The following is a 20,452-nucleotide window of genomic DNA, read 5'->3' as shown; positions in this document are numbered from 1 at the left end:
AAGGAACCCTCGATGGATTACGCGCTGGACCTGATCGCCACCCTGTCGCGCTGGAGCCGCAGCCACCTGTCGGACATCTCCCTGGCCATCATGGCCACCCTGCTGGTGCTGTTCGGCCCGGCGATCAACGCCTGGGTACAGCAGCGCATCGGCAGCCTCAACTTCGTCTTCCGCACCCTGCTGTTCGTGCTGATCTGCGCGGTCGGCTACGGCCTGGCGATGGTCTTCGTCACCCCCTGGCTGGCCAAGGGCCTCGGCTACTTCAACAACTACACCCTGGCGCCCGTGCTCCTGCTAGTGTTCTTCGTGATCGGCATGATCGCCGATCGCAGCTGAGCCCCCGGTCTCCCGGCGGCCAGCACCGTCCCCAAGAGCGTCATGGCCTCCGGGAGCCCGCATGAAACCGATCAAGCACCTCTACCTGCATTTCACCGACGGCCAGCGCCTGTCGCTGCGCTTCCCGCGCCAGCAGGACGACCCGGCCGAGGTCGCCCGCAGCATCCGCCAGCAACTGGACACGCCCTATCTCAGCGTCGAGGTCGACGGCGACCTGCTGCTGATCCCGCGGGACAGCATCAAGTACCTGCAGATCAGCCCGGCGCCGGCGCGCCTGGACGACGACGGCACGCTGCGCGGCGCCGAGCTGATCGTCTGAGGGCCGTCCGCCTCAGTTACCCTCCCGGCGCAGCGCCTGCGGGGTGAAGTCGCGCGGCCCGACCTGTACGCCGAAGTCGTACATCGGCTCGTTGTTGTCCAGCCCATCGACGAAGTAGCGGCCGCCCTTGAAGTCGTAGATCGCTTCCAGGGTGCTGGAGACCAGCGGCACATCGTAGTAGTTGATCGGATGGACCTCCTGGGCCCGGGTCAGCACGCCATCCTTGTCGTAGATGTCGGCGGCGAGGATCTGCCAGCTGTCTTCGTCGAGGTAGAAGCGGCGCTTGGCGTAGGGATGGCTGAAGCCCTTGCGCAGGGTCGCCTCGACCACCCAGACGCGATGCAGCTCGTAGCGCAGCAGGTCGGGATTGATGAAGCGGCTCTTGAGGATGTCGCCATAGGCGAGGCCCTTCTGGTGCACCGCGTAGCTGTTGTAAGGCACCAGCATCTCGCGCTTGCCGAGCAACGCCCACTCGTAGTGGTCCGGTGCGCCGTTGTAGACATCCACGGTGTCCGCCGTGGCCATGCCGTTGGTATCCGGCTGCAGGCTGTCGTAGGCCAGGGTCGGCAAGCGCCGCACGCGCCGCTCGCCACGGTTGAAGCGCCAGGCCTTGCGGATCGACAGCACCTGGTCGAGGGTTTCCTGCACCACCAGCGCCGAACCGGCCAGGCGCGCCGGCGCGACCACCTTGTACTTGTAGTAGAACAACGTGTTGTCGAGGTTCTCCGGGATCATCCCCTCGCGGCCATAGACGAAGTACAGGTAGCGGTCGAGCTTGAGCAGGTTGTAGCTGCCGTTGGCCAGCACCGCCGCCTGGTTGGTCTGCAGGTGCAGTTGCTCGCCGCGGTAGCGCATGATGTGGTTCCAGATCGCTTCCTGGCCGCTCTGCGGCAGGGGGAAGGGCACGCCGGCGGCAGCGCCCTGCACGCCGTTGCCGTCGGCGATCAGCTCGGCGCGGCTGGCGTTGGCGCGGGTAGCGTCGTACAGGCGCTGCGGCAGGGATGCGCTGCGGCGGGTGGGGAAGACCCGCAGGTGGTAGTCCGGGTTGGCCTGCAGCAAGGCCTGGGTGCCCGGCGTCAGCAGCGCCTGGTAGGCGGCCATGTTGCGGCTGTCGACGACCAGGCGCGGACGATCGGCGGCGAACGGGTCGAGGTGATGCATGCCGGGCCGGTAGCCGGCCGGCGCCTGGGTGATGCCGCCGGTCCAGGGCGGGATGCTGCCATCGGCGTTGCCGGCCCGCTCCGCTCCCAGCGGGGTCAGGTCCTGGTCCAGGCGTGCGGCCTGGACTTCGTCTACCTTGGCCTGCGCCGCCCAGGCGCAACCGGCCCCGAGCAACAGGATGCCCAGTTTCTTCAACACAGCAGTCTCCTTTGCAGCCGGCCGAGCCGTGCCGCTCTTATTATTGGATCCGGCCGAAGCCGGGAAACGTGCAGCTTGAAGGTGAGGTCCGCCGGGTGTGCCCGGTCTGCTTGGAGTCCCGGCGCCGGTTCGGCGCCAGGGGTACGTCGCTGGTGCGGTGGGTCAGTCGATGCGCTCGAACTTGAGGTCCCAGACGCCATGTCCCAGGCGCTCCCCGCGCCGTTCGAACTTGGTCACCGGACGCTCTTGCGGGCGCGGTACGAAGCGGCCGTCTTCGGCCTGGTTGCGGTAGCCCGGCGCCGCGCTCATGACGTCCAGCATATGCTCGGCATAGGGCTCCCAGTCGGTGGCCATGTGCAGCACGCCGCCGACCTTCAGCTTGCGCCGCACCAGTTCGGCGAATTCCGGCTGGACGATCCGCCGCTTGTGGTGGCGCTTCTTGTGCCAGGGATCGGGGAAGAACAGCAGCAGCCGATCGAGGCTGGCGTCGGCCACGCAGTGGCGCAGCACTTCCAGCGCGTCGCAGCTATACACCCGCACGTTGCCCAGGCCCTGGGTCAGCAGGCCGTTGAGCAGCGCGCCGACGCCCGGCTTGTGCACCTCGACGCCGATGAAGTCGATGTCAGGCGCGGCGGCGGCCATTTCCAGGGTGGAATGGCCCATGCCGAAACCGATCTCGAAAGTCCGCGGCGCCTGGCGACCGAAGATCGCGTCGAAGTCCTGAACCTCATCGCTCAGTTCCAGGCCGAACTTCGGCCAGCCCAGGTCGAGGCCACGCTGCTGGCCTTCGGTCATGCGCCCGGCGCGCATCACGAAGCTCTTCACGGTGCGCATCGGCCGTGCTTCGTCGTGTTCCGCCAGGGAGTCCTGGGCCGGGGATTGCGGGGTATCGCTCATGGAAAAGAAAACCTTGCTAGAGACAGAAGGGCGGGCTGCCTGCCGGACGCTTCCCGCATCCGGCGGACAGCCCGCCCCAGGTAGTCGGTATCAGTCGATCAGGCCGTCCAGCGGCGACGAGGCGCTGGCATACAGCTTGCGCGGCATGCGTCCGGCCAGGTAGGCGAGGCGACCGGCGACGATCGCGTGCTTCATGGCCTCGGCCATCATCACCGGGTCCTTGGCATGGGCGATGGCGGTGTTCATCAGCACCGCCTCGCAACCCAGCTCCATGGCGATCGCTGCATCGGAAGCGGTGCCCACGCCGGCGTCGACCAGCACCGGGACCTTGGCTTCCTCGAGGATGATGCGCAGGTTGTAGGGGTTGCAGATGCCCAGGCCGGAGCCGATCAGGCCGGCCAGCGGCATCACCGCGATGCAGCCGATCTCGGCCAGTTGGCGGGCGATGATCGGGTCGTCGCTGGTGTACACCATCACGTCGAAGCCGTCCTTCACCAGTTGCTCGGCGGCCTTGAGGGTCTCGACGACGTTGGGGAACAGGGTCTTCTGGTCGGCGAGGACTTCCAGCTTGACCAGGTTGTGCCCGTCCAGCAGCTCGCGGGCCAGACGGCAGGTGCGCACGGCCTCGACCGCGTCATAGCAGCCGGCGGTGTTCGGCAGGATGGTGTAGCGATCCGGCGGGATCACATCCAGCAGGTTCGGCTCGTCGGGATTCTGCCCGATGTTGGTGCGCCGCACCGCCACCGTGACGATCTCCGCTCCGGAGGCCTCGATGGCCCGGCGGGTCTCGTCGAGGTCCTTGTACTTGCCGGTCCCCACCAGCAGGCGCGAGCCATAGGTACGGCCGGCGATGACGAAGGGGGTATCGGTACTGGATGCTTGGCTCATCGGATGACTCCTGGATGGAAAGGCTTGCGGGGCCGATGGAAGGGTTCGGGGGCCAGGCCTAGCCGCCGCCGATGGCGTGGACGATCTCCACGCGGTCGCCATCCTTGAGCGCGGTGCTGGCGTGCTGGCTGCGCGGCACGATATCCAGGTTCAGCTCGACGGCCACGCGGCGGCCGCCAAGCTCCAGGCGGGCCAGCAGGTCCGCGACGCTCTGCGCGTCGGGCAGCTCGAAGGGCTCGCCGTTCAGTTGAATCTGCATGGCTGGACGGTCACGAAAGTGAAAGGGAGCGGCATTCTAGCCCGATCCACCCCGATGACCAAGGCGCCTTGTCGACAAGTGCGCCGCCTGAGGCAACCGGTCTCAGGCGTTGCCCAGGCGCCAGGCGGCCAGCCCCAGGCACAGCCAGCCGGCGAGGAAGGAGACGCCGCCGAACGGGGTGACGATGCCGAGCTTGCCGATGCCACTGAGGGTCAGCAGGTAGAGGCTGCCGGAGAACAGCAGGATGCCCAGCGTGAACAGGCCACCCGCCGCGCTCACCAGGCGGCCGTCCAGGCGGGTGGCGAGCAGCGCCACGCCGAACAGCGCCAGGGCGTGGATCAACTGGTAGTGCACGCCGGTCTGGAATACCGCCAGGTACTCGGCGCTGAGCTGCTTCTTCAGGCCGTGGGCGGCGAACGCCCCGAGGGCCACGCCGGTGAAACCGAAAAATGCCGCCAACAACAGGAAGGGACGAAGCATGGACAAGACTCCGGTGATAGCATCCAGCCCGCTATAATGGCCGCCCCCTTCTTCCAAGCCAAGCCGCGCATGTTGCGATCCCTGTTCCGCCGCCTGTTCAAGTACCTGCTCTGGTTCATGGCCGCCAGCGTCGTGCTGGTCGCGGTCCTGCGCTGGGTGCCGCCACCGGGGACCATGGTCATGGTCGAACGCAAGGTCGGCTCCTGGGTCGACGGCCAGCCCATCGACCTGCAACACGACTGGCGCTCCTGGGAGCAGTTGCCGGACAGCCTGAAGGTCGCGGTGATCGCCGGCGAGGACCAGCACTTCGCCGAGCACCACGGCTTCGACCTGCCGGCCATCCAGCAGGCCCTCGCGCACAACGAGCGCGGCGGCAGTATCCGCGGCGCCAGTACGCTCAGCCAGCAGGTGGCGAAGAACGTCTTCCTCTGGTCCGGGCGCAGTTGGCTGCGCAAGGGCCTGGAGGCCTGGTTCACCCTGTTGATCGAGACGCTCTGGACCAAGCAACGGATTCTCGAGGTCTACCTGAACAGCGCCGAATGGGGGCCGGGCGTCTTCGGCGCGCAGGCTGCGGCACGCTATCACTTCGGCCTCGACGCCGAGCGCCTGAGCCGCACCCAGGCCAGCCAGCTCGCCGCGGTGCTGCCCAGCCCGCTGAAATGGAGCGCGGCCAAGCCGGGCCCCTACGTGCGCCAGCGCGCGGCCTGGATTCGCCAGCAGATGTGGCAGTTGGGCGGCGACGACTACCTGCTGCGCCTGGAGCGCTGAAAGCTCAACGCGGCGGTTTTTCCAGGGCCTGGCGCGGCACCGCGAGCATCAGTCGCAAGTCGTCGTCCGGCAGGTGCGCGGTCAGGCCCAGTTGCGGATAGACCCAGGCCTCGCCCTGGGCCAGTTGCAGGCGCAGGCGCGGCTGGCCGAGACTGGCCAGCAGCCGCTCGGCACCGACCCTGCCTTCGGGAATCATGCTCAGCGCCACGATCGGCTTGTCGCCCAACTGTCCTTCCAGCCCGGCGCTCAATGGCTGCGGCGCGCTGCCAGGCTGCAACGCGGATGCCCGCTGCAGGCTCAGTTGCTCCTCGGCGCTCAGGCCCAGCTCGCCTTCCACCTGCCAGGGGCCGCCGTCGCCCAGCAGGCGGCCACGGAAGGCCAGGCGCACGCCATCCAGGCGCGGGTCCACCCACAGCTCGCCATCCACCGCGTCGTGCAGCTGGCGCAGGGTCAGGGCGTTGTCCGCCAACGGCGCCAGCACCTGCTCCTGCCAGTCGGCCAGCCACGGCAACGGCCGTGCCGGTTCCGGCGTACGGACCAGCCAGGCGCCGACGACGAAGGTCAGGACCGCCAGCGACAGGTAGAACAGCCAGCGGGTATTGCGCGGCATGGGATTCCTCCGGGCAGAAAAAAACCGCACCCTTGCGGAGTGCGGTTTTCGCGAGGCGCGGCGATCAGGCGAGAATCCGCCCTTTCAGCTTGCTCATGGCGTTCTTTTCCAGCTGCCGGATACGCTCGGCGGAGACGTTGTACTTTTCCGCCAGGTCGTGCAACGTGGCCTTCTCCTCGGACAACCAGCGCTGCTGGAGAATGTCGCGGCTGCGCTCGTCGAGGCCTTCCAGCGCCTCGTGCAGGTTGGCGCTGGAGCTGTCGCTCCAGTCGGCGTCTTCCAACTGGCGCGCCGGGTCGTAGCGGTGGTCTTCGAGGTAATGCGCCGGCGACTGGTAGGCGCTCTCGTCGTCCGCGTCGGCGGCCGGGTCGAACGCCATGTCCTGGCCGGTCAGGCGGCTTTCCATCTCGCGCACTTCGCGGGGCTCGACCCCCAGGCTCTCGGCGACGCGATGGACTTCCTCGTTGTTCAACCAGGCCAGGCGCTTCTTCTGGCTGCGCAGGTTGAAGAACAGCTTGCGCTGCGCCTTGGTGGTGGCGACCTTGACGATCCGCCAGTTGCGCAGGATGAACTCGTGGATCTCCGCCTTGATCCAGTGCACGGCGAAGGACACCAGGCGAACGCCCATTTCCGGGTTGAAACGCTTCACGGCCTTCATCAGGCCGACGTTGCCTTCCTGGATCAGGTCGGCCTGGGCCAGGCCGTACCCCGAATAACTCTTGGCGATATGAACAACGAAGCGCAGGTGCGCCAACACCATCTGCCGCGCCGCTTCCAGGTCTTGCTGATAGAAGAGGCGTTCGGCCAGTTCACGCTCCTGTTCCGGCGACAACAGCGGAATGCTGTTCACCGAGTGCACGTAGGCTTCCAGGTTTGCGCCTGGAACCAAGGCATGTACAGGTTGCAAAGAAGTGGTCATGCGAATCCTCCGATTCACGAAACTCGCGCAGTGTAGCACTCGGATATCTGACTGCAAGCGGGTGTATAAGTTCCTTTACAGCGACCCGCTGACCGGTCGTGATTCCCCTGTCCTCAGCGCGGCGCCAGCTCGCGCAGGTGGCGGGCCACAGCCAGCCAGGCGCCGACCCAGCCAAGCAGCACCGCGCCGACGGTGAGCGACAGGCCGTCGTCCAGCGGCACGCCCTGCAGGCCGAAGTCGCTGCCGTACAGCCCTGAAAGGTTGACCACCGAACCGTTCAGCCAGTTCAGCGAATAGGCGAGCAGCGCCCAGGACAGGATGCCCGCGCCCAGGCCGTACAACGCGCCCATGTACAGGAATGGCCGGCGCACGTAACCGTCCGTCCCGCCGACCAGCTTGATCACCTCGATTTCGTTACGGCGATTTTCGATGTGCAGGCGGATGGTGTTGCCCACCACCAGCAAGAGGGTCAGCACCAGCAGGATGGTCAGGCCGAAGACGAAGCGTTCGCCGAGCTTGAGGATCGCGCTCAGGCGCTCGACCCATACCAGGTCGAGCTGCGCCTGCTGCACATGAGGCAGCTCCGCGAGCTGCTGGCGCAGTGCCTCCAGGCCGGCCCGATCGATCTGCTTGGGCGTGACCGAGATCACCGGCGGCAGTGGGTTCTCCGGCAGCTCCTTGAGCGCTTCGCCCAGGCCGGACTGTTCCTGCAATTCGCTGAGCGCCTGCTCGCGGCTGATCAATTGGGCCTCGATCACATCCGGCAGGCGCTCGATCTGCTCGCGCAGGTCCTGGCCCTGGTTTTCGCTGGTCTTCAGGTCGAGGAACAGGGAGATCTGCGCGGCGCGCTGCCAGGAGCCGCCGAGCCGTTCGACATTGTTCAGCAGCAGCGAAAGGCCCATCGGCAGGCTCAGGGTGATACCCATCACCAGGCAGGTGAAGAAGCTGCCGAACGGGTGGCCGAACAACCGGCGCAGGCTGTCCACCAGGCTGGCGCGATGGCTTTCCAGGTAGGCGCTGAACGAGCCGCTCCAGTCGGTCTGTTCCTGGCTCGGTTTCTCGCGGGTCTTGCGTTCCGGTGCGCCCTCTTCGGGGCCACGGGGAAGATCGTTGGCGCTCATCAGGCCTCGTCCTCACGGTCAGCGATGATCCGGCCACGCTGCAGGGTCAGCATGCGATGGCGCATACGGGCGATCAGGGCCAGGTCGTGGCTGGCGATCAGTACGGTGGTGCCCAGGCGATTGATATCCTCGAACACGCCCATGATTTCCGACGCGAGTCGCGGGTCGAGGTTGCCGGTGGGTTCGTCCGCCAGCAGCAGGGCCGGCTGGTGGACGATGGCGCGGGCAATGCCGACCCGCTGCTGCTGGCCGGTGGAAAGGTCGGAAGGCAACGCCTCGCCCTTTTCCTTCAGGTTCACCCGCTCCAGGGCCGAGGCCACGCGCTTGGCGATCTCCGGCTTGGGCATGCCGAGGATCTGCAGCGGCAGGGCGATGTTGTCCGCCACCGTACGATCGGTGAGCAGTTGGTGGTTCTGGAACACCACGCCGATCTGCCGGCGCAGGAAAGGGATCTGCGCGGTAGTGATGCGCCCCAGGTCCTGGCCGCCGAGCAACAGCTTGCCGCTGGTCGGTCGCTCCATCGCCAGGATGAGGCGCAGCAGGGTGCTCTTGCCGGCGCCAGAGTGGCCGGTGACGAAGAGGATCTCGCCACGGTGCACGCGGAAGGACACCTCGTGCAGGCCTACGTGGCCGTTGGGATAGCGTTTGCCGACCTGCTCGAAGCGGATCATGCGTTCTCCCGCTCTGCGAAGAGTGCCTGGACGAAGGCGTCGGCCTCGAAGGTACGGAGATCGTCGATCCCCTCGCCGACACCGATATAGCGGATCGGCAGGCCGAACTGCTTGGCCAGGGCGAAGATCACCCCGCCCTTGGCGGTGCCGTCCAGTTTGGTCAGGGCCAGGCCGGTCAGCTCCACCGCGAGGTTGAACTGCTTGGCCTGGTTGATGGCGTTCTGCCCGGTGCCGGCGTCGAGCACCAGCAGGACCTCATGGGGCGCCGTCTCGTCCAGCTTGCCGATCACCCGGCGCACCTTCTTCAGCTCCTCCATCAGGTTGTCCTTGGTATGCAAGCGTCCGGCGGTATCGGCGATCAGCACGTCGATGCCGCGGGCCTTGGCGGCCTGCACCGCGTCGAAGATCACCGAGGCGGAGTCGGCGCCGGTGTGCTGGGCGATCACCGGGATGCGGTTGCGCTCGCCCCAGACCTGCAACTGCTCCACGGCGGCAGCGCGGAAGGTGTCGCCGGCGGCCAGCATGACCTTCTTGCCCTCGAGTTGCAGCTTCTTCGCCAGCTTGCCGATGGTGGTGGTCTTGCCCACGCCGTTCACCCCGACCACCAGGATCACATAGGGCTCGCGCGCGACGTCGACCTGCAACGGCTGCTCCACCGGGCGCAGCAGGCTGGCCAGCTCTTCCTGCAGCGCCTTGTACAGCGCGCCGCTGTCGGCCAGCTCCTTGCGCGCCACGCGCTTGGTCAGGTTCTGCACGATCAGGGTGGTGGCCTCGACGCCGACGTCGGCGGTCAGCAGGCGCGTCTCGATGTCGTCGAGCAGGTCGTCGTCGATTTCCTTGCGACCGAGGAACAGGCTGGCCATGCCTTCGCCGATGCTGGCGCTGGTCTTGGACAGCCCCTGCCGGAGGCGGGCGAAGAAGCCCGGCCTGGTCGCCGGCTCGCTGACTGCCGGAGCGGCGGCCAGCGGCGCAACGGGCTCGGGCTCGGGCTCGGGCTCGGGCTCGGGCTCGGGCGCGGGCTCGGGCTCGGGCTCGGGCTCGGGCTCGGGCTCGGGCTCGGCAGCCAGGATAGGCTCGGGTTGCGCGACGGGCGCCTCGGACCGGGGCGAATGCTCCTCGGCCGACGCTGGCTCGTCACCGGCGAGCGGCGCTTCGGCAACCGGCGCCGGCGCCGGCGGCTCGGCCGGCTCGGCAGCGGAGGGCTGCTGCCGACCTGGCTGTTCTGTCAGGGATTGCGCTACGTCATCGGCGGGCGCGCGCTGCTCGGCGGCCGCTGTCTCGGAGACCGGCTCGACAGGCTGATCGGCAGGCTGCTCGCCGGCTTGCGGCTTTTTCCGCCACCAGCCGAACAGACCTTTCTTTTCCCCGCCCTGCGGGGCCTTCTTGTCGTCGTTGGAACCAAACATGAATGCTTGTATCTCAAGGGAGCGGCACGGGACGTGGCCGCCCGGAAAACGGATGGGTATCCTAGCATCTCCTCGCCCGACGGGGCTAAGGGTCCTGCCCCGCAGTGACCTGAGACCCCGGTGGCGGCACGAAAGGTCCAGATCACCATGAAAACCCCAGCTCGCCGCCGCGTCGGCCTGCTCCTAGCCAGCCTTTGTCTCCCGCTTTTCGCCCAGGCGGCGGAAACCCAGCCCACCCACGAGTTCAGCCTCGACAACGGCCTGAAGGTCATAGTGCGTGAAGACCACCGCGCCCCGGTGGTGGTTTCCCAGCTCTGGTACAGGATCGGCTCCAGCTACGAGACACCCGGGCTCACCGGCCTGTCCCACGCCCTCGAACACATGATGTTCAAGGGCAGCCGCAAGCTCGGCCCGGGCGAAGCCTCGCGGGTGCTGCGCGACCTGGGTGCGGAAGAGAACGCCTTCACCACCGACGACTACACCGCCTATTACCAGGTCCTGGCCCGCGACCGCCTGCCGGTGGCGCTGGAGATGGAAGCCGACCGCATGGCCCACCTGAGCCTGCCGGCCGACCAGTTCAAGAGCGAGATCGAGGTGATCAAGGAGGAGCGCCGCCTGCGCACCGACGACAATCCCAACGCCCTCGCCTTCGAGCGCTTCAAGGCCGCCGCCTACCCGGCCAGCGGCTACCACACCCCGACCATCGGCTGGATGGCCGACCTGCAGCGCATGACCATCGACGACCTGCGCCACTGGTACGAATCCTGGTACGCGCCGAACAACGCCACCCTGGTAGTGGTCGGCGACGTCACCGCCGACGAGGTCAAGACCCTCGCCAAGCGCTACTTCGGCGAGATCCCCTGGCGCCAGCTGCCGCCGGCGCGCAAGCCGCTGGAACTGGCCGAGCCCGGCGAGCGCCGGCTCAAGCTGTACGTACGCACCCAGCTGCCGAACCTGATCATGGGCTTCAACGTGCCCAGCCTGGGCAGCAGCGAGAACCCTCGCGAAGTCAACGCCCTGCGCCTGATCGGCGCGCTGCTCGATGGCGGCTACAGCGCCCGCCTGGCCTCGCGCCTGGAGCGCGGCGAGGAGCTGGTCGCCGGCGCCTCCACCTACTACGACGCGTTCAACCGCGGCGACAGCCTGTTCGTCCTCTCGGCCACGCCGAACGTGCAGAAGGGCAAGACCCTCGAGCAGGTCGAGGCCGGTCTGTGGAAGCAGCTCGACGACCTCAAGCAGAACCCGCCCAGCGCCGCGGAGATCGAGCGCGTGCGCGCGCAGATGATCGCCGGGATGGTCTACGAGAAGGACTCCATCGCCGCCCAGGCCAGCAGCATCGGCCAGCTGGAAAGCGTCGGCCTGTCCTGGAAGCTGATCGACCAGGACCTGGAGGCCCTCAAGGCAGTGACTCCGGACGATATCCAGAAAGCCGCCCGCACCTATTTCACCCCGTCGCGCCTGACCCTGGCGCAAGTGCTGCCTGTGAAGGCCGAGGAAAAGGAGGCCCGTCATGAGTGAGCGCACAGGGCTGCGTTATGGCCTGCTCGGCCTGATCGTCATTGCGTTGCTGGCCGCGCTGGCCTATTTCGTCGCGCGTCCCACCCAGACCCCGGCGGCGGCCCATGCCGCGGCGGTCGAGGAAAACCAGTTGCAGTCGCTGAAGGACGTCGCCAAGCAGCCGCCGGTCCATCGCAAGCTGGACATCCAGGAATGGAAGACCGCCGAAGGTGCCAAGGTGCTGTTCGTCGAAGCCCATGAACTGCCGATGTTCGACCTGCGCCTGACCTTCGCCGCCGGCAGCAGCCAGGACGCCGGCACCCCCGGCCTGTCGATGCTGACCAACGCCATGCTCAACGAAGGCGTGCCGGGCAAGGACACCACTGCCATCGCCGCCGGCTTCGAGGACCTCGGCGCCTCGTTCAGCAACGGCTCCTACCGCGACATGGCGGTGGCCGGCCTGCGCAGCCTGTCCGACGCCGACAAGCGGACCCAGGCGCTGAAGCTGTTCGAACAGGTGATCGGCCAGCCGACCTTCCCCGAGGACGCCCTGGCACGCATCAAGAACCAGGTCCTGGCCGGTTTCGAGTACCAGAAGCAGAACCCCGGCAAGCTGGCCGGGCTGGAGCTGTTCAAGCGCCTCTATGGCGAGCATCCCTACGCGCACTCCAGCGACGGCGACGAAAAGTCCGTTCCACCGATCAGCCGCGAACAATTGCAGGCGTTCCACAAGAAAGCCTACGCCGCCGGCAACGTGGTCATCGCGCTGGTCGGCGACCTCTCGCGGCAGGAGGCCGAAGCGATCGCCGCAGAAGTCTCCAAGGCGCTGCCCCAGGGCCCGGCGCTGGCCAAGACCGCCCAGCCGGAAACGCCCAAGCCCGGCCTGACGCACATCGACTTCCCCTCCGAGCAGACCCACCTGATGCTCGCCCAGCTTGGCATCGACCGCCAGGATCCCGACTACGCGGCGCTCTACCTGGGCAACCAGATCCTCGGCGGCGGCGGCTTCGGCACCCGCCTGATGGACCAGGTGCGAGAAAAGCGCGGCCTGACCTACGGCATCTATTCCGGCTTCACCGCCATGCAGGCACGCGGTCCGTTCATGATCAACTTCCAGACCCGCGCCGAACTCAGCGAAGGTGCGCTGAAGCTGGTCCAGGACATCGTCCGCGACTACCTGGCCAACGGCCCGACCCAGAAGGAGCTGGACGACGCCAAGCGCGAACTGGCCGGCAGCTTCCCGCTGTCCACCGCGAGCAACGCCGACATCGTCGGCCAGCTCGGCGCCATCGGTTTCTACGGCCTGCCGCTGGACTACCTGGAAAGCTTCCTCAAGCAGGTCGAGGGACTCAGCGTCGAACAGGTCAGGACCGCCATGGCCAAACACCTGGACGCCGACGCCTTCGTCATCGTCAGCGCCGGCCCGAGCGTGCCGCAGAAACCCCTGCCGCCGCCCACCGCCAAGCCGGCCCAGCAACCCAGCGGCGTTCCGGAGCATTGATGAGCAAACCTACTGCGAAAGCCCCCGGCCGCCACGGCGGCCAGGGACAGCTGCGGATCATCGGCGGCGAATGGCGCAGCCGGCGTTTCGTCTTTCCCGACGGGCCCGGCCTGCGACCGACCCCGGACCGGGTCCGCGAGACCCTGTTCAACTGGCTGGCACCCTATGTCGAAGGCGCGCGGGTGCTCGATCCCTTCGCCGGCAGCGGCGCGCTGTTCCTCGAGGCGTTGTCGCGCGGCGCCCGCGAGGGGCTGGCCCTGGATACCAACGGCGAAGCGGTGGCGGCCCTGCGCAACCACCTCGACGCGCTCAAGTGCGGCACCGCCCAACTGGTCCTCGGCGATGCCGTGCGCTACCTGGGAAACCAGGCCCCGAGCGCCTTCGACCTGGTGTTCCTCGACCCGCCGTTCCATCAGAACCTGCTGCAGGACGCCTGCCGCCTGCTCGAAACCCGCGGCTGGCTGAACCCCGACGCCTGGATCTATACCGAGAGCGAGAGCGTCCCCTCGTCCCTCGGCCTGCCCGGAAACTGGCGGCTGCACCGGGAAAAGAAAGCCGGCAACGTACATTACGCGCTCTGGCAGCGGGGAGCCTGAGGATGAGCCCGGCTTCCGCGAGCATTCGCCAACGCCTGCTGGCGCTTGGCGAGCCTTGCGCGGCGCAACCCGCCGCCGACTGGCAGGGCGATATCGCCCTGCCCGCCGAGCTGGAGCGTTTCTACCACGAGGTCGGCCCGCTCGACTGCACCCTGGAGAGTGCCGGCAACCCATTTTTCCTGCCGTCCCTGGCCCGCCTCTGGCAGCGCCAGGCCGGCTATCGCTGGCACGGCATCAGCGGCGAGCGCCTGTCGGGCTGGCAGGACGACTGGCTGGTGGTGGCCGACCAGGGCGCCGACCCGTTCATCCTCGAGACCGGCAGCGGGCGCATACTCTTCGACCTGCATGGCGGCAGGGGCTGGGACCCGGCCCCGTGCTTCGACGACCTGTGGCAGATGGCGGCCAGCCTGGCCTGCTTCGGCGAGGTCTGGAGCGGCGCCGGCGAGGACATCCTGCTGGACGACTGCAGCGTCGCGCCCCGCTATCGGCAGCAGCTCGTCGACGAACTGCAACCGATCCTCGGTTCGCGCCAGCGGGCGGAGGACCTCGCCGACGAGTTCGGCTGGTAAGCTGGTGACCACACCACCACCGCCCATGACCTGCGCATGACCGCGTCCCCGACCTTCCAGCCCGCCTGGTGGCTGCCCAATCCGCACCTGCAGACCCTATGGAGCCCGTTCTTCCGCCGCGGGCCGACCCTGGAACGGCAGCGCGAACGCCTGTGGCTGGCCGATGGCGACTTCATCGACCTCGACTGGGCCGGCCCGCACGATGCCGAAACCCCGCTGGTGCTGGCACTGCACGGCCTCACCGGGTCATCCTCGTCGCACTACATCCTCGGTCTGCAGCGCGCCCTGCTGGAGCGCGGCTGGGCCAGCGTGGCGCTGAACTGGCGCGGTTGCTCGGGGGAGCCGAACCGCCTGCCGCGCGGCTACCATTCCGGGGTCAGCGACGACCTCGCCGAGGTGGTCGCGCACCTGCGCGCCAGGCGCCCGCAAGCGCCGCTGTACGCGGTCGGCTATTCGCTGGGCGGCAACGTGCTGCTCAAGTACCTGGGCGAAACCGCTGGGGACTGCCCGCTGCTCGGCGGCGTCGCGGTGTCGGTGCCGTTCCGCCTGGACGAGTGCGCCGACCGCATCGGCCTGGGCTTTTCCCGGGTCTACCAGGCGCACTTCATGAAGGCCATGCTGGCCTACGTGCAGGACAAGCAGCGGCTGTTCGGCGAGCAGGGCCAGGCGGAAGGCCTGGCCGCCCTGCAACGCCTCGGTCCGCTGGAGGGCATGCGCACCTTCTGGGACTTCGACGGCCGGGTCACCGCGCCGCTGCACGGCTTCGCCGACGCCAGGGATTACTATCGGCGCGCGTCCAGCCGCTACTACCTGCCGGACATCCGCACGCCGAGCCTGATCATCCATTCCAGCGACGACCCCTTCGTGTTCGCCCGCAGCCTGCCCGATCGCAGCGAACTGGCACCCTGCACCGAGCTGGAACTGCACGCCCGCGGCGGTCACGTCGGCTTCGTCGACGGCTCTCCGCGCCAGCCCACCTACTACCTGGAACGACGCATCCCCGACTGGCTGGAGGCCCGCCTGCGGCAGCACTGAGCTGGCCGGCGTCCGGCGACGGGCGGCAGAATAGGAACAGGCTGAAGGAAAAAGGGGGGCGAATGGAACTGACGCTGCGGCACAACCCGATGCTCGACGACGCCGACTGCGAGGCGATCCTGGCGATCCACGCGGCGGTCGGCTGGGACCGGCGCATGCCGCCTGCCGAGCTACGCACGCTGTACCAGCATTCCGGCTATTCCCTGCTGGCCGAACGCGACGGCCGCCTGGTCGGCCTGCTGCGCGCCGAGGAAGAAACGCCGATTCGCGTCTGGCTGGCGGAAATCGCCGTGCTGCCCGGCGCACAGCGCAGCGGCGTCGGCGCAGCCCTGCTGCGGCGCTTCGCCGAGGATCACCGCGGCGCCTACCTGTTCACCGACGCCACCCTCGGTACCGAAGCCTTCTTCCGCCGCCACGGCATCCACATCCAGCAGGTGCTGGAGAAAACCCTGCGCGATCAGAGCGGCACGTAGAGCCGCTCGGAAATCCCGTCCACCGCATCCTGGGCCTGCGCCTCGATGTGCCCGCTCTCCAGCGCCAGCACCTGGTAGATGCCGCGACGCAGTTGCGCCTCGCTGAGGTCGCCGTCGAGATCGAGGGTGGTGCAGAGGAAGCGCACCCAGGAGGTGAGGATGATCCAGGCGTTGAGGGTCAGGGCCTCCAGTTGGGTCTCGTTCATCCGCAGGATGCCGGCCTCGGTGAAGCCCTGGTAGATCGCCTTGGCGTTGACCAGGCAACGCTGGGCGAAGGCGCGGTAGCGCGCCGCCAGCTCCGGGTCGCTTTCCAGCAGGTGCTCGAGGTCGCGGTGGAGGAAGCGGTAGCGCCACATCGCGGCCAGTAGCGCTTCCAGGTAGAAGGTCTTGTCGTCCACCGTCAGACCCCGCCCTTCGGGCAGGCGCAGGAAACTCTCGACGTGGCTTTCGTACTCAGCGAACAGCTCGGCGATGATCGCCTGCTTGTTCGGGTAGTGGTAGTAGAGGTTCCCAGGCGATATACCCAGGTGGGTGGCGATATGGTTGGTGGTGACGCTGCGCTCGCCCTGGGCGTTGAACAGTTCCAGGCTGGCCTGGGCGATGCGATCGCGGGTCTTGATGCGTGGTGCCATGGGGACGACGGGCTCGTTCGGGTAACAGTGCGGGGCGCGCCCCGCCGTGACAGCGTAGAAGGTACACAAAGCTGGCCGCCCGGGTCAGCCCCCGGGGTGGCGGCCGGCGACCGGCCCGCCTTTCGTTGGGTACGCAAGCGCCGGGCTGGCAGGCATGCTGTTTGACACTTTAGAGTATTTACTCTAGAAATCCAGCGACGCAGCGAAATTCATCGGACCGAACCAGGTCCGCCACAACGACAGACGCGCGGCCACGCAGCCGCCCACGCTTCGCCGAGGAGCCAGCCCATGGTCGCCGATATCGCCTACCTGCAGCAGAGCCAGCAGGAAATCAACCAGCTCGAAGCCCTCTTTGCCCGCCAGCGCGCCGCCTACCTGGCGCAGCCGATGCCCGACGCCACGCAGCGCGTGCAGTGGCTGAAGGCCCTGCGCGACCTGCTGTTCAAGGAACAGCAGGCACTGATCGAGGCCATCGACCGGGACTTCAGCGCGCGCTCCGCCGACGAGACCCTGCTCGCCGAGATCATGCCCAGCCTGCACGGCATCCACTACGCCGCCAAGCGCGTGAAGAAATGGATGAAGCCCGCGCGCCGCGCGGTCGGCCTGCAATTCCAGCCGGCCTCGGCCCAGGTGGTGTACCAGCCGCTGGGCGTGGTCGGGGTGATCGTGCCTTGGAACTATCCGCTGTTCCTCTCCATCGGCCCGCTGACCGGCGCCCTCGCCGCCGGCAACCGGGTGATGATCAAGATGAGCGAGTCGACCCCGGCCACCGGGCGCCTGCTCAAGGACCTGCTGGCGCGGATCTTCCCCGAGGACCAGGTCGCCGTGGTGCTCGGCGAGGTAGACGTCGGCGTGGCCTTTTCCAAGCTGCCGTTCGACCACCTGCTGTTCACCGGCGCCACCAGCGTCGGCAAGCACGTGATGCGCGCCGCCGCCGAGAACCTGACCCCGGTCACCCTGGAGCTGGGCGGCAAGTCGCCGGCGATCGTCTCCGACAGCGTGCCGATGAAGGACGCCGCCGAGCGGATCGCCTTCGGCAAGAGCCTCAACGCCGGGCAGACCTGCGTCGCGCCCGACTACGTGCTGGTACCGAGCCGGCGCGTCGAGGAATTCGTCAGTCAGTACAAGGAGGTGGTCCAGGGCTTCTTCCCGCGTCTTTCGGACAACCCCGACTACACCGCGATCATCAACGAGCGCCAGCTCGGCCGCCTCCGGGGCTATCTCGACGACGCCCGCGAGAAGGGCGCGACCCTCGTCCCGCTGTTCGCCGAAGGCCAGCAACGGCGCCTGCCGCAGACGCTGCTGCTGAACGTCAGCGACGACATGAAAGTGATGCAGGAGGAAATCTTCGGCCCGCTGCTGCCGGTGATCCCCTACGAGCGCCTGGAAGACGCCCTGGCCTACGTCAACCAGCGCCCGCGACCGCTGGCCCTGTACTACTTCGGCTACGACAAGGCGCAGCAGCAGCGCGTGCTGCACGAGACCCACTCAGGCGGTGTGTGTCTGAACGACACCCTGCTGCATGTCGCCCAGGACGACATCCCGTTCGGTGGCGTCGGTCCCTCCGGCATGGGCCACTACCATGGCCACGAAGGCTTCCTCACCTTCAGCAAGGCCAAGGGCGTGTTCAGCAAGCCGCGCTTCAACGCCGCGCGAATGATCTACCCGCCCTACGGCAAGTCGATCCAGAAGCTCGTCTACAAGCTGTTCGTGCGCTGAACCGGGGCGCGTGCGGCGCCCCCTCATTCCTACGCTGCAGGTGACATAACAACAATGAGCGACACCACTCTCGAAAGCGCCGGCCTGTCCCGACGCAGCCTGATGAAAGTCGGCCTGATCGGCGGCGCCTTCCTCGCCACCGCGGGCGTCACCGCCAGCCTCACCGGCTGTTCGGCGGAGAAACCGGCGAGCGGCCTGGAAAAGGTCCGCGAATCCGACCTGCCGTTCCTCCGTGCGCTGCTGCCGGTGATGCTGCTCGGCGCGGTTTCCGCCGAGCAGATGCCGAAAGCCGTGGAGGGCGCGATCCAGAGCCTCGACCACAACCTGGCGCGGCTCTCCCCGGAGATGTTCAAGCTCACCCAGCAACTCTTCGACGTGCTCGCCCTGCCGCTCACCCGTGGCCCGCTGACCGGTATCTGGGGCAGTTGGGAGAACGCCAGCGGCGACGACGTGCGGGCATTCCTTTCGCGCTGGGAAAACAGCTTCATCGGCCTGTTGCGGATGGGCCACAGTTCGCTGATGCAACTGGCGATGATGGCCTGGTACGCCCGCCCCGAGGCGTGGGCCCATTGTGGCTACCCCGGACCGCCGAAGATCGCTTGAGCCGCCCCCGGAACAATACGAAGAGCCCGAAGCCGCCTAGCCTGAGAGTGCATTCATGCCTGTACCCGATCTGTTCGCCGAGGGCCTCGCCCGCGGCTGGAAAACCTACAACGGCTCGCGCCTGGACGACGACCTGGAGCTGGAGGCCGACGTGGTCGTGGTCGGCACCGGCGCCGGCGGCGGCACCACCGCGGAAATCCTCAGCGCCGCCGGCCTGAAGGTGCTGCTGGTGGAAGAGGGCCCGCTGAAGACCAGCAGCGATTTCAAGATGCAGGAGGCCGACGCCTACCCCGAGCTGTACCAGGAAGGCATCGGCCGGATGAGCAAGGACGGCGCCATCACCATCCTCCAGGGCCGCGCCGTGGGCGGCACCACCCTGATCAACTGGACCAGCAGCTTCCGCACCCCGGAACCGACCCTGCAGCACTGGGCCCAGGTCTACGGGGTCAAGGGCCACAGCGCGGAGGACATGGCGCCCTGGTTCGAGAAAATGGAGCAGCGCCTGCACGTGGCGCCCTGGGCGCTGCCGCCAAATGCCAACAACGACGTGATCCGCCTGGGCTGCGAGAAGCTCGGCTATCACTGGAAGGTCATCCCGCGCAACGTCCTCGGTTGCTGGAACCTCGGCTACTGCGGCATGGGCTGCCCGGTCAACGCCAAGCAGTCGATGCTGGTCACCACCATCCCGGCGACCCTCGACAAGGGTGGCGAGCTGCTCTACCTGGCGCGCGCCAACCGGCTGCTGCTGGACGGCGACAAGGTGACGGGCCTCGAATGCCTGGGCATGGATGAGCGCTGCGTGGCGCCCAACGGCCGCCGGATCAGGGTCCGGGCCAGGCACTACGTGCTGTCCGGCGGCGGCATCAACACCCCGGCGATTCTTCTCCGCTCGAAGGCGCCTGATCCGAGCCAGCGGGTCGGCAAGCGCACCTTCCTGCACACGGTGAATTTCAGCGCGGGACTGTTCGACCGGGTGATCAACCCCTTCTACGGCGCACCGCAGTCGATCTACTCCGACCATTTCCAATGGGACGACGGCGTCACCGGACGCATGTCCTACAAACTGGAGGTGCCGCCGCTGCAACCGTCGCTGGCCTCGGTGCTGCTCGGCGGCTTCGGCAGCGACAACGCCCTGCGCATGGAACAGCTACCGCATACCAACATGATGCTCGCCCTGCTCCGCGACGGCTTCCACCCGGACAGCGCGGAGGGCTCGGTCGGCCTGCGCGGCGACGACACCCCAGTGCTCGACTACCGAATGACCGACTACACCTGGGACGGTATCCGCCGTGCCTTCCATACCATGGCGGAGATCCAGTTCGCCGCCGGCGCCCGGGAAGTGCGGCCGGTGCACAGCGACGCGCGTAGCGCGAAGAACCTGCAGGAGGCGCGCGGGATCATCGACGGCCTGCGCCTGGAGATCTACCGCACGCGCCTGGGCAGCGCCCACGTCATGGGCGGCTGCGCCATGGGCGAAGACCCGGCCGTGGCGGTGGCCGACAGCCTCGGCCGCCATCACCACCTGCGGAACCTGTCGATCCACGACGGCTCGCTGTTCCCCACCAGCATCGGCGCCAACCCGCAGCTCTCGGTCTACGGTCTTACCGCGCAACTGGCCAGCGCGCTGGCCGAACGCCTGGCCAGGGCCTGAACCGCCGCCCGGCCGGCCGCGCGCCGCGGCAGCCGGCCCGGCGCCATCAGACCTATGGGCTAAAGGCCGATGGCCCGTGCGTCTTGGCCGCACGGGCATCCCTGCGCTACCATCCGATTCCCTTACGAAACCCTGCCAGGACG

Annotated in this window: 23 protein-coding genes; 12 read left to right on the top strand and 11 right to left on the bottom strand. The window is 67.7% G+C overall.

Features of this window, described 5'->3' with window-relative positions:
• Window positions 1-12: 12 nt before the first annotated feature.
• Both LT948_RS12210 and LT948_RS12205 read left to right on the top strand, forming a co-directional pair.
• A complete protein-coding gene (locus LT948_RS12210) occupies window positions 13-336 on the top strand; it encodes a DUF3392 domain-containing protein (protein ID WP_003084525.1) in 324 nt (107 codons plus the stop codon).
• 61 nt (window positions 337-397) lie between these two features.
• Complete coding sequence (locus tag LT948_RS12205; protein WP_003084524.1) at window positions 398-655, top strand: hypothetical protein; 258 nt, start codon at window positions 398-400, stop codon at window positions 653-655.
• 12 nt (window positions 656-667) lie between these two features.
• Here the strand turns inward: LT948_RS12205 and LT948_RS12200 are convergent, their stop codons facing one another.
• The 5 genes from LT948_RS12200 to LT948_RS12180 all read right to left on the bottom strand — a co-directional run bounded on the left by LT948_RS12200 (window position 668) and on the right by LT948_RS12180 (window position 4,538).
• Complete coding sequence (locus LT948_RS12200) at window positions 668-2,014, bottom strand: DUF1329 domain-containing protein (RefSeq protein ID WP_003084522.1); 1,347 nt, start codon at window positions 2,012-2,014, stop codon at window positions 668-670.
• 162 nt (window positions 2,015-2,176) lie between these two features.
• Entirely contained in the window at window positions 2,177-2,848 is a 672-nt protein-coding gene (gene trmB, locus LT948_RS12195) for a tRNA (guanosine(46)-N7)-methyltransferase TrmB (RefSeq protein WP_074198336.1), read from the bottom strand.
• 153 nt (window positions 2,849-3,001) lie between these two features.
• Window positions 3,002-3,799, bottom strand: a complete 798-nt coding sequence (locus LT948_RS12190) for a thiazole synthase (RefSeq protein ID WP_003084517.1) — start codon at window positions 3,797-3,799, stop codon at window positions 3,002-3,004.
• Window positions 3,800-3,857: 58 nt separating this feature from the next.
• On the bottom strand, window positions 3,858-4,058 hold the full coding sequence (gene thiS / locus LT948_RS12185) for a sulfur carrier protein ThiS (RefSeq protein ID WP_003084514.1): 201 nt from the start codon (window positions 4,056-4,058) through the stop codon (window positions 3,858-3,860).
• Window positions 4,059-4,160: 102 nt separating this feature from the next.
• On the bottom strand, window positions 4,161-4,538 hold the full coding sequence (locus LT948_RS12180) for a DUF423 domain-containing protein (RefSeq protein WP_003084513.1): 378 nt from the start codon (window positions 4,536-4,538) through the stop codon (window positions 4,161-4,163).
• Window positions 4,539-4,574: 36 nt separating this feature from the next.
• Between LT948_RS12180 and mtgA the strand changes: the two genes are divergently transcribed.
• Window positions 4,575-5,306: a monofunctional biosynthetic peptidoglycan transglycosylase gene (mtgA, locus tag LT948_RS12175; RefSeq protein ID WP_023092307.1), complete on the top strand. Its 732-nt coding sequence runs from the start codon at window positions 4,575-4,577 to the stop codon at window positions 5,304-5,306.
• 4 nt (window positions 5,307-5,310) lie between these two features.
• Here mtgA and LT948_RS12170 read toward each other — a convergent pair whose 3' ends face one another.
• The 5 genes from LT948_RS12170 to ftsY form a co-directional block, all read right to left on the bottom strand.
• Window positions 5,311-5,916 carry a hypothetical protein gene (locus LT948_RS12170; protein WP_003084511.1) on the bottom strand — a complete coding sequence of 202 codons (606 nt, stop codon included), beginning with the start codon at window positions 5,914-5,916 and terminating at the stop codon, window positions 5,311-5,313.
• A gap of 64 nt (window positions 5,917-5,980) precedes the next feature.
• Window positions 5,981-6,835, bottom strand: coding sequence for an RNA polymerase sigma factor RpoH (rpoH, locus tag LT948_RS12165; protein WP_003084510.1), 855 nt, complete (start codon window positions 6,833-6,835; stop codon window positions 5,981-5,983).
• 113 nt (window positions 6,836-6,948) lie between these two features.
• The gene (gene ftsX / locus LT948_RS12160; RefSeq protein WP_003084508.1) at window positions 6,949-7,956 is read right to left on the bottom strand and encodes a permease-like cell division protein FtsX; all 1,008 of its coding nucleotides are present in this window, start codon (window positions 7,954-7,956) and stop codon (window positions 6,949-6,951) included.
• Window positions 7,956-8,627 carry a cell division ATP-binding protein FtsE gene (gene ftsE / locus LT948_RS12155; protein WP_003084505.1) on the bottom strand — a complete coding sequence of 224 codons (672 nt, stop codon included), beginning with the start codon at window positions 8,625-8,627 and terminating at the stop codon, window positions 7,956-7,958. The genes ftsX and ftsE overlap by 1 nt, the downstream gene beginning before the upstream one ends.
• Window positions 8,624-10,033, bottom strand: a complete 1,410-nt coding sequence (gene ftsY / locus LT948_RS12150) for a signal recognition particle-docking protein FtsY (protein ID WP_232197078.1) — start codon at window positions 10,031-10,033, stop codon at window positions 8,624-8,626. The genes ftsE and ftsY overlap by 4 nt, the downstream gene beginning before the upstream one ends.
• Before the next feature lie 120 nt (window positions 10,034-10,153).
• Between ftsY and LT948_RS12145 the strand changes: the two genes are divergently transcribed.
• The 6 genes from LT948_RS12145 to LT948_RS12120 all read left to right on the top strand — a co-directional run bounded on the left by LT948_RS12145 (window position 10,154) and on the right by LT948_RS12120 (window position 15,704).
• On the top strand, window positions 10,154-11,551 hold the full coding sequence (locus LT948_RS12145; RefSeq protein ID WP_003084498.1) for a M16 family metallopeptidase: 1,398 nt from the start codon (window positions 10,154-10,156) through the stop codon (window positions 11,549-11,551).
• Window positions 11,544-13,031 carry a M16 family metallopeptidase gene (locus LT948_RS12140; RefSeq protein ID WP_023092305.1) on the top strand — a complete coding sequence of 496 codons (1,488 nt, stop codon included), beginning with the start codon at window positions 11,544-11,546 and terminating at the stop codon, window positions 13,029-13,031. The genes LT948_RS12145 and LT948_RS12140 overlap by 8 nt, the downstream gene beginning before the upstream one ends.
• Entirely contained in the window at window positions 13,031-13,627 is a 597-nt protein-coding gene (rsmD, locus tag LT948_RS12135) for a 16S rRNA (guanine(966)-N(2))-methyltransferase RsmD (protein WP_003102864.1), read from the top strand. Before LT948_RS12140 ends, rsmD begins: the two co-directional genes overlap by 1 nt.
• A gap of 2 nt (window positions 13,628-13,629) precedes the next feature.
• On the top strand, window positions 13,630-14,196 hold the full coding sequence (locus LT948_RS12130; protein ID WP_023098354.1) for a hypothetical protein: 567 nt from the start codon (window positions 13,630-13,632) through the stop codon (window positions 14,194-14,196).
• 36 nt (window positions 14,197-14,232) lie between these two features.
• Entirely contained in the window at window positions 14,233-15,231 is a 999-nt protein-coding gene (locus LT948_RS12125; protein WP_003084490.1) for a hydrolase, read from the top strand.
• A 62-nt stretch (window positions 15,232-15,293) separates the two neighbouring features.
• On the top strand, window positions 15,294-15,704 hold the full coding sequence (locus tag LT948_RS12120) for a GNAT family N-acetyltransferase (RefSeq protein ID WP_003084489.1): 411 nt from the start codon (window positions 15,294-15,296) through the stop codon (window positions 15,702-15,704).
• Here the strand turns inward: LT948_RS12120 and LT948_RS12115 are convergent.
• The gene (locus tag LT948_RS12115; protein WP_023098353.1) at window positions 15,689-16,336 is read right to left on the bottom strand and encodes a TetR/AcrR family transcriptional regulator; all 648 of its coding nucleotides are present in this window, start codon (window positions 16,334-16,336) and stop codon (window positions 15,689-15,691) included. The two genes, LT948_RS12120 and LT948_RS12115, sit on opposite strands and share 16 nt — an antisense overlap.
• A 288-nt stretch (window positions 16,337-16,624) precedes the next feature.
• Here LT948_RS12115 and LT948_RS12110 point away from each other — a divergent pair, with 288 nt between their 5' ends.
• Genes LT948_RS12110 through LT948_RS12100 form a run of 3 tightly spaced genes read left to right on the top strand, consistent with a single transcriptional unit; the run spans window position 16,625 to window position 20,309 of the window.
• Window positions 16,625-18,055 carry a coniferyl aldehyde dehydrogenase gene (locus tag LT948_RS12110; RefSeq protein ID WP_003102868.1) on the top strand — a complete coding sequence of 477 codons (1,431 nt, stop codon included), beginning with the start codon at window positions 16,625-16,627 and terminating at the stop codon, window positions 18,053-18,055.
• A 54-nt stretch (window positions 18,056-18,109) separates the two neighbouring features.
• Window positions 18,110-18,658, top strand: coding sequence for a hypothetical protein (locus tag LT948_RS12105; protein WP_003084486.1), 549 nt, complete (start codon window positions 18,110-18,112; stop codon window positions 18,656-18,658).
• A 55-nt stretch (window positions 18,659-18,713) separates the two neighbouring features.
• Window positions 18,714-20,309, top strand: a complete 1,596-nt coding sequence (locus LT948_RS12100; protein ID WP_003102870.1) for a GMC family oxidoreductase — start codon at window positions 18,714-18,716, stop codon at window positions 20,307-20,309.
• The last annotated feature ends 143 nt before the right edge of the window (window positions 20,310-20,452 follow it).

The organism is Pseudomonas sp. CP-1 (assembly GCF_021213715.1).
GTDB classification, from domain to species: Bacteria; Pseudomonadota; Gammaproteobacteria; order Pseudomonadales; family Pseudomonadaceae; genus Pseudomonas; species Pseudomonas aeruginosa.
Note: the sequence above shows the minus strand (reverse complement) of the source record. Positions and strands in the feature narration are given on the sequence as shown.

Excerpts from the sequence above, each read along its gene's own strand:
- LT948_RS12210 (WP_003084525.1), top strand. The coding sequence starts at position 13 with ATGGATTACGCGCTGGACCTGATCGCCACCCTGTCGCGCTGGAGCCGC.
- LT948_RS12205 (WP_003084524.1), top strand. The coding sequence starts at position 398 with ATGAAACCGATCAAGCACCTCTACCTGCATTTCACCGACGGCCAGCGC.
- trmB (WP_074198336.1), bottom strand. The coding sequence starts at position 2,848 with ATGCGCACCGTGAAGAGCTTCGTGATGCGCGCCGGGCGCATGACCGAA.
- LT948_RS12190 (WP_003084517.1), bottom strand. The coding sequence starts at position 3,799 with ATGAGCCAAGCATCCAGTACCGATACCCCCTTCGTCATCGCCGGCCGT.
- thiS (WP_003084514.1), bottom strand. The coding sequence starts at position 4,058 with ATGCAGATTCAACTGAACGGCGAGCCCTTCGAGCTGCCCGACGCGCAG.
- LT948_RS12180 (WP_003084513.1), bottom strand. The coding sequence starts at position 4,538 with ATGCTTCGTCCCTTCCTGTTGTTGGCGGCATTTTTCGGTTTCACCGGC.
- mtgA (WP_023092307.1), top strand. The coding sequence starts at position 4,575 with ATGGCCGCCCCCTTCTTCCAAGCCAAGCCGCGCATGTTGCGATCCCTG.
- LT948_RS12170 (WP_003084511.1), bottom strand. The coding sequence starts at position 5,916 with ATGCCGCGCAATACCCGCTGGCTGTTCTACCTGTCGCTGGCGGTCCTG.
- rpoH (WP_003084510.1), bottom strand. The coding sequence starts at position 6,835 with ATGACCACTTCTTTGCAACCTGTACATGCCTTGGTTCCAGGCGCAAAC.
- ftsX (WP_003084508.1), bottom strand. The coding sequence starts at position 7,956 with ATGAGCGCCAACGATCTTCCCCGTGGCCCCGAAGAGGGCGCACCGGAA.
- ftsE (WP_003084505.1), bottom strand. The coding sequence starts at position 8,627 with ATGATCCGCTTCGAGCAGGTCGGCAAACGCTATCCCAACGGCCACGTA.
- ftsY (WP_232197078.1), bottom strand. The coding sequence starts at position 10,033 with ATGTTTGGTTCCAACGACGACAAGAAGGCCCCGCAGGGCGGGGAAAAG.
- LT948_RS12140 (WP_023092305.1), top strand. The coding sequence starts at position 11,544 with ATGAGTGAGCGCACAGGGCTGCGTTATGGCCTGCTCGGCCTGATCGTC.
- rsmD (WP_003102864.1), top strand. The coding sequence starts at position 13,031 with ATGAGCAAACCTACTGCGAAAGCCCCCGGCCGCCACGGCGGCCAGGGA.
- LT948_RS12130 (WP_023098354.1), top strand. The coding sequence starts at position 13,630 with ATGAGCCCGGCTTCCGCGAGCATTCGCCAACGCCTGCTGGCGCTTGGC.
- LT948_RS12125 (WP_003084490.1), top strand. The coding sequence starts at position 14,233 with ATGACCGCGTCCCCGACCTTCCAGCCCGCCTGGTGGCTGCCCAATCCG.
- LT948_RS12120 (WP_003084489.1), top strand. The coding sequence starts at position 15,294 with ATGGAACTGACGCTGCGGCACAACCCGATGCTCGACGACGCCGACTGC.
- LT948_RS12115 (WP_023098353.1), bottom strand. The coding sequence starts at position 16,336 with ATGGCACCACGCATCAAGACCCGCGATCGCATCGCCCAGGCCAGCCTG.
- LT948_RS12110 (WP_003102868.1), top strand. The coding sequence starts at position 16,625 with ATGGTCGCCGATATCGCCTACCTGCAGCAGAGCCAGCAGGAAATCAAC.
- LT948_RS12105 (WP_003084486.1), top strand. The coding sequence starts at position 18,110 with ATGAGCGACACCACTCTCGAAAGCGCCGGCCTGTCCCGACGCAGCCTG.
- LT948_RS12100 (WP_003102870.1), top strand. The coding sequence starts at position 18,714 with ATGCCTGTACCCGATCTGTTCGCCGAGGGCCTCGCCCGCGGCTGGAAA.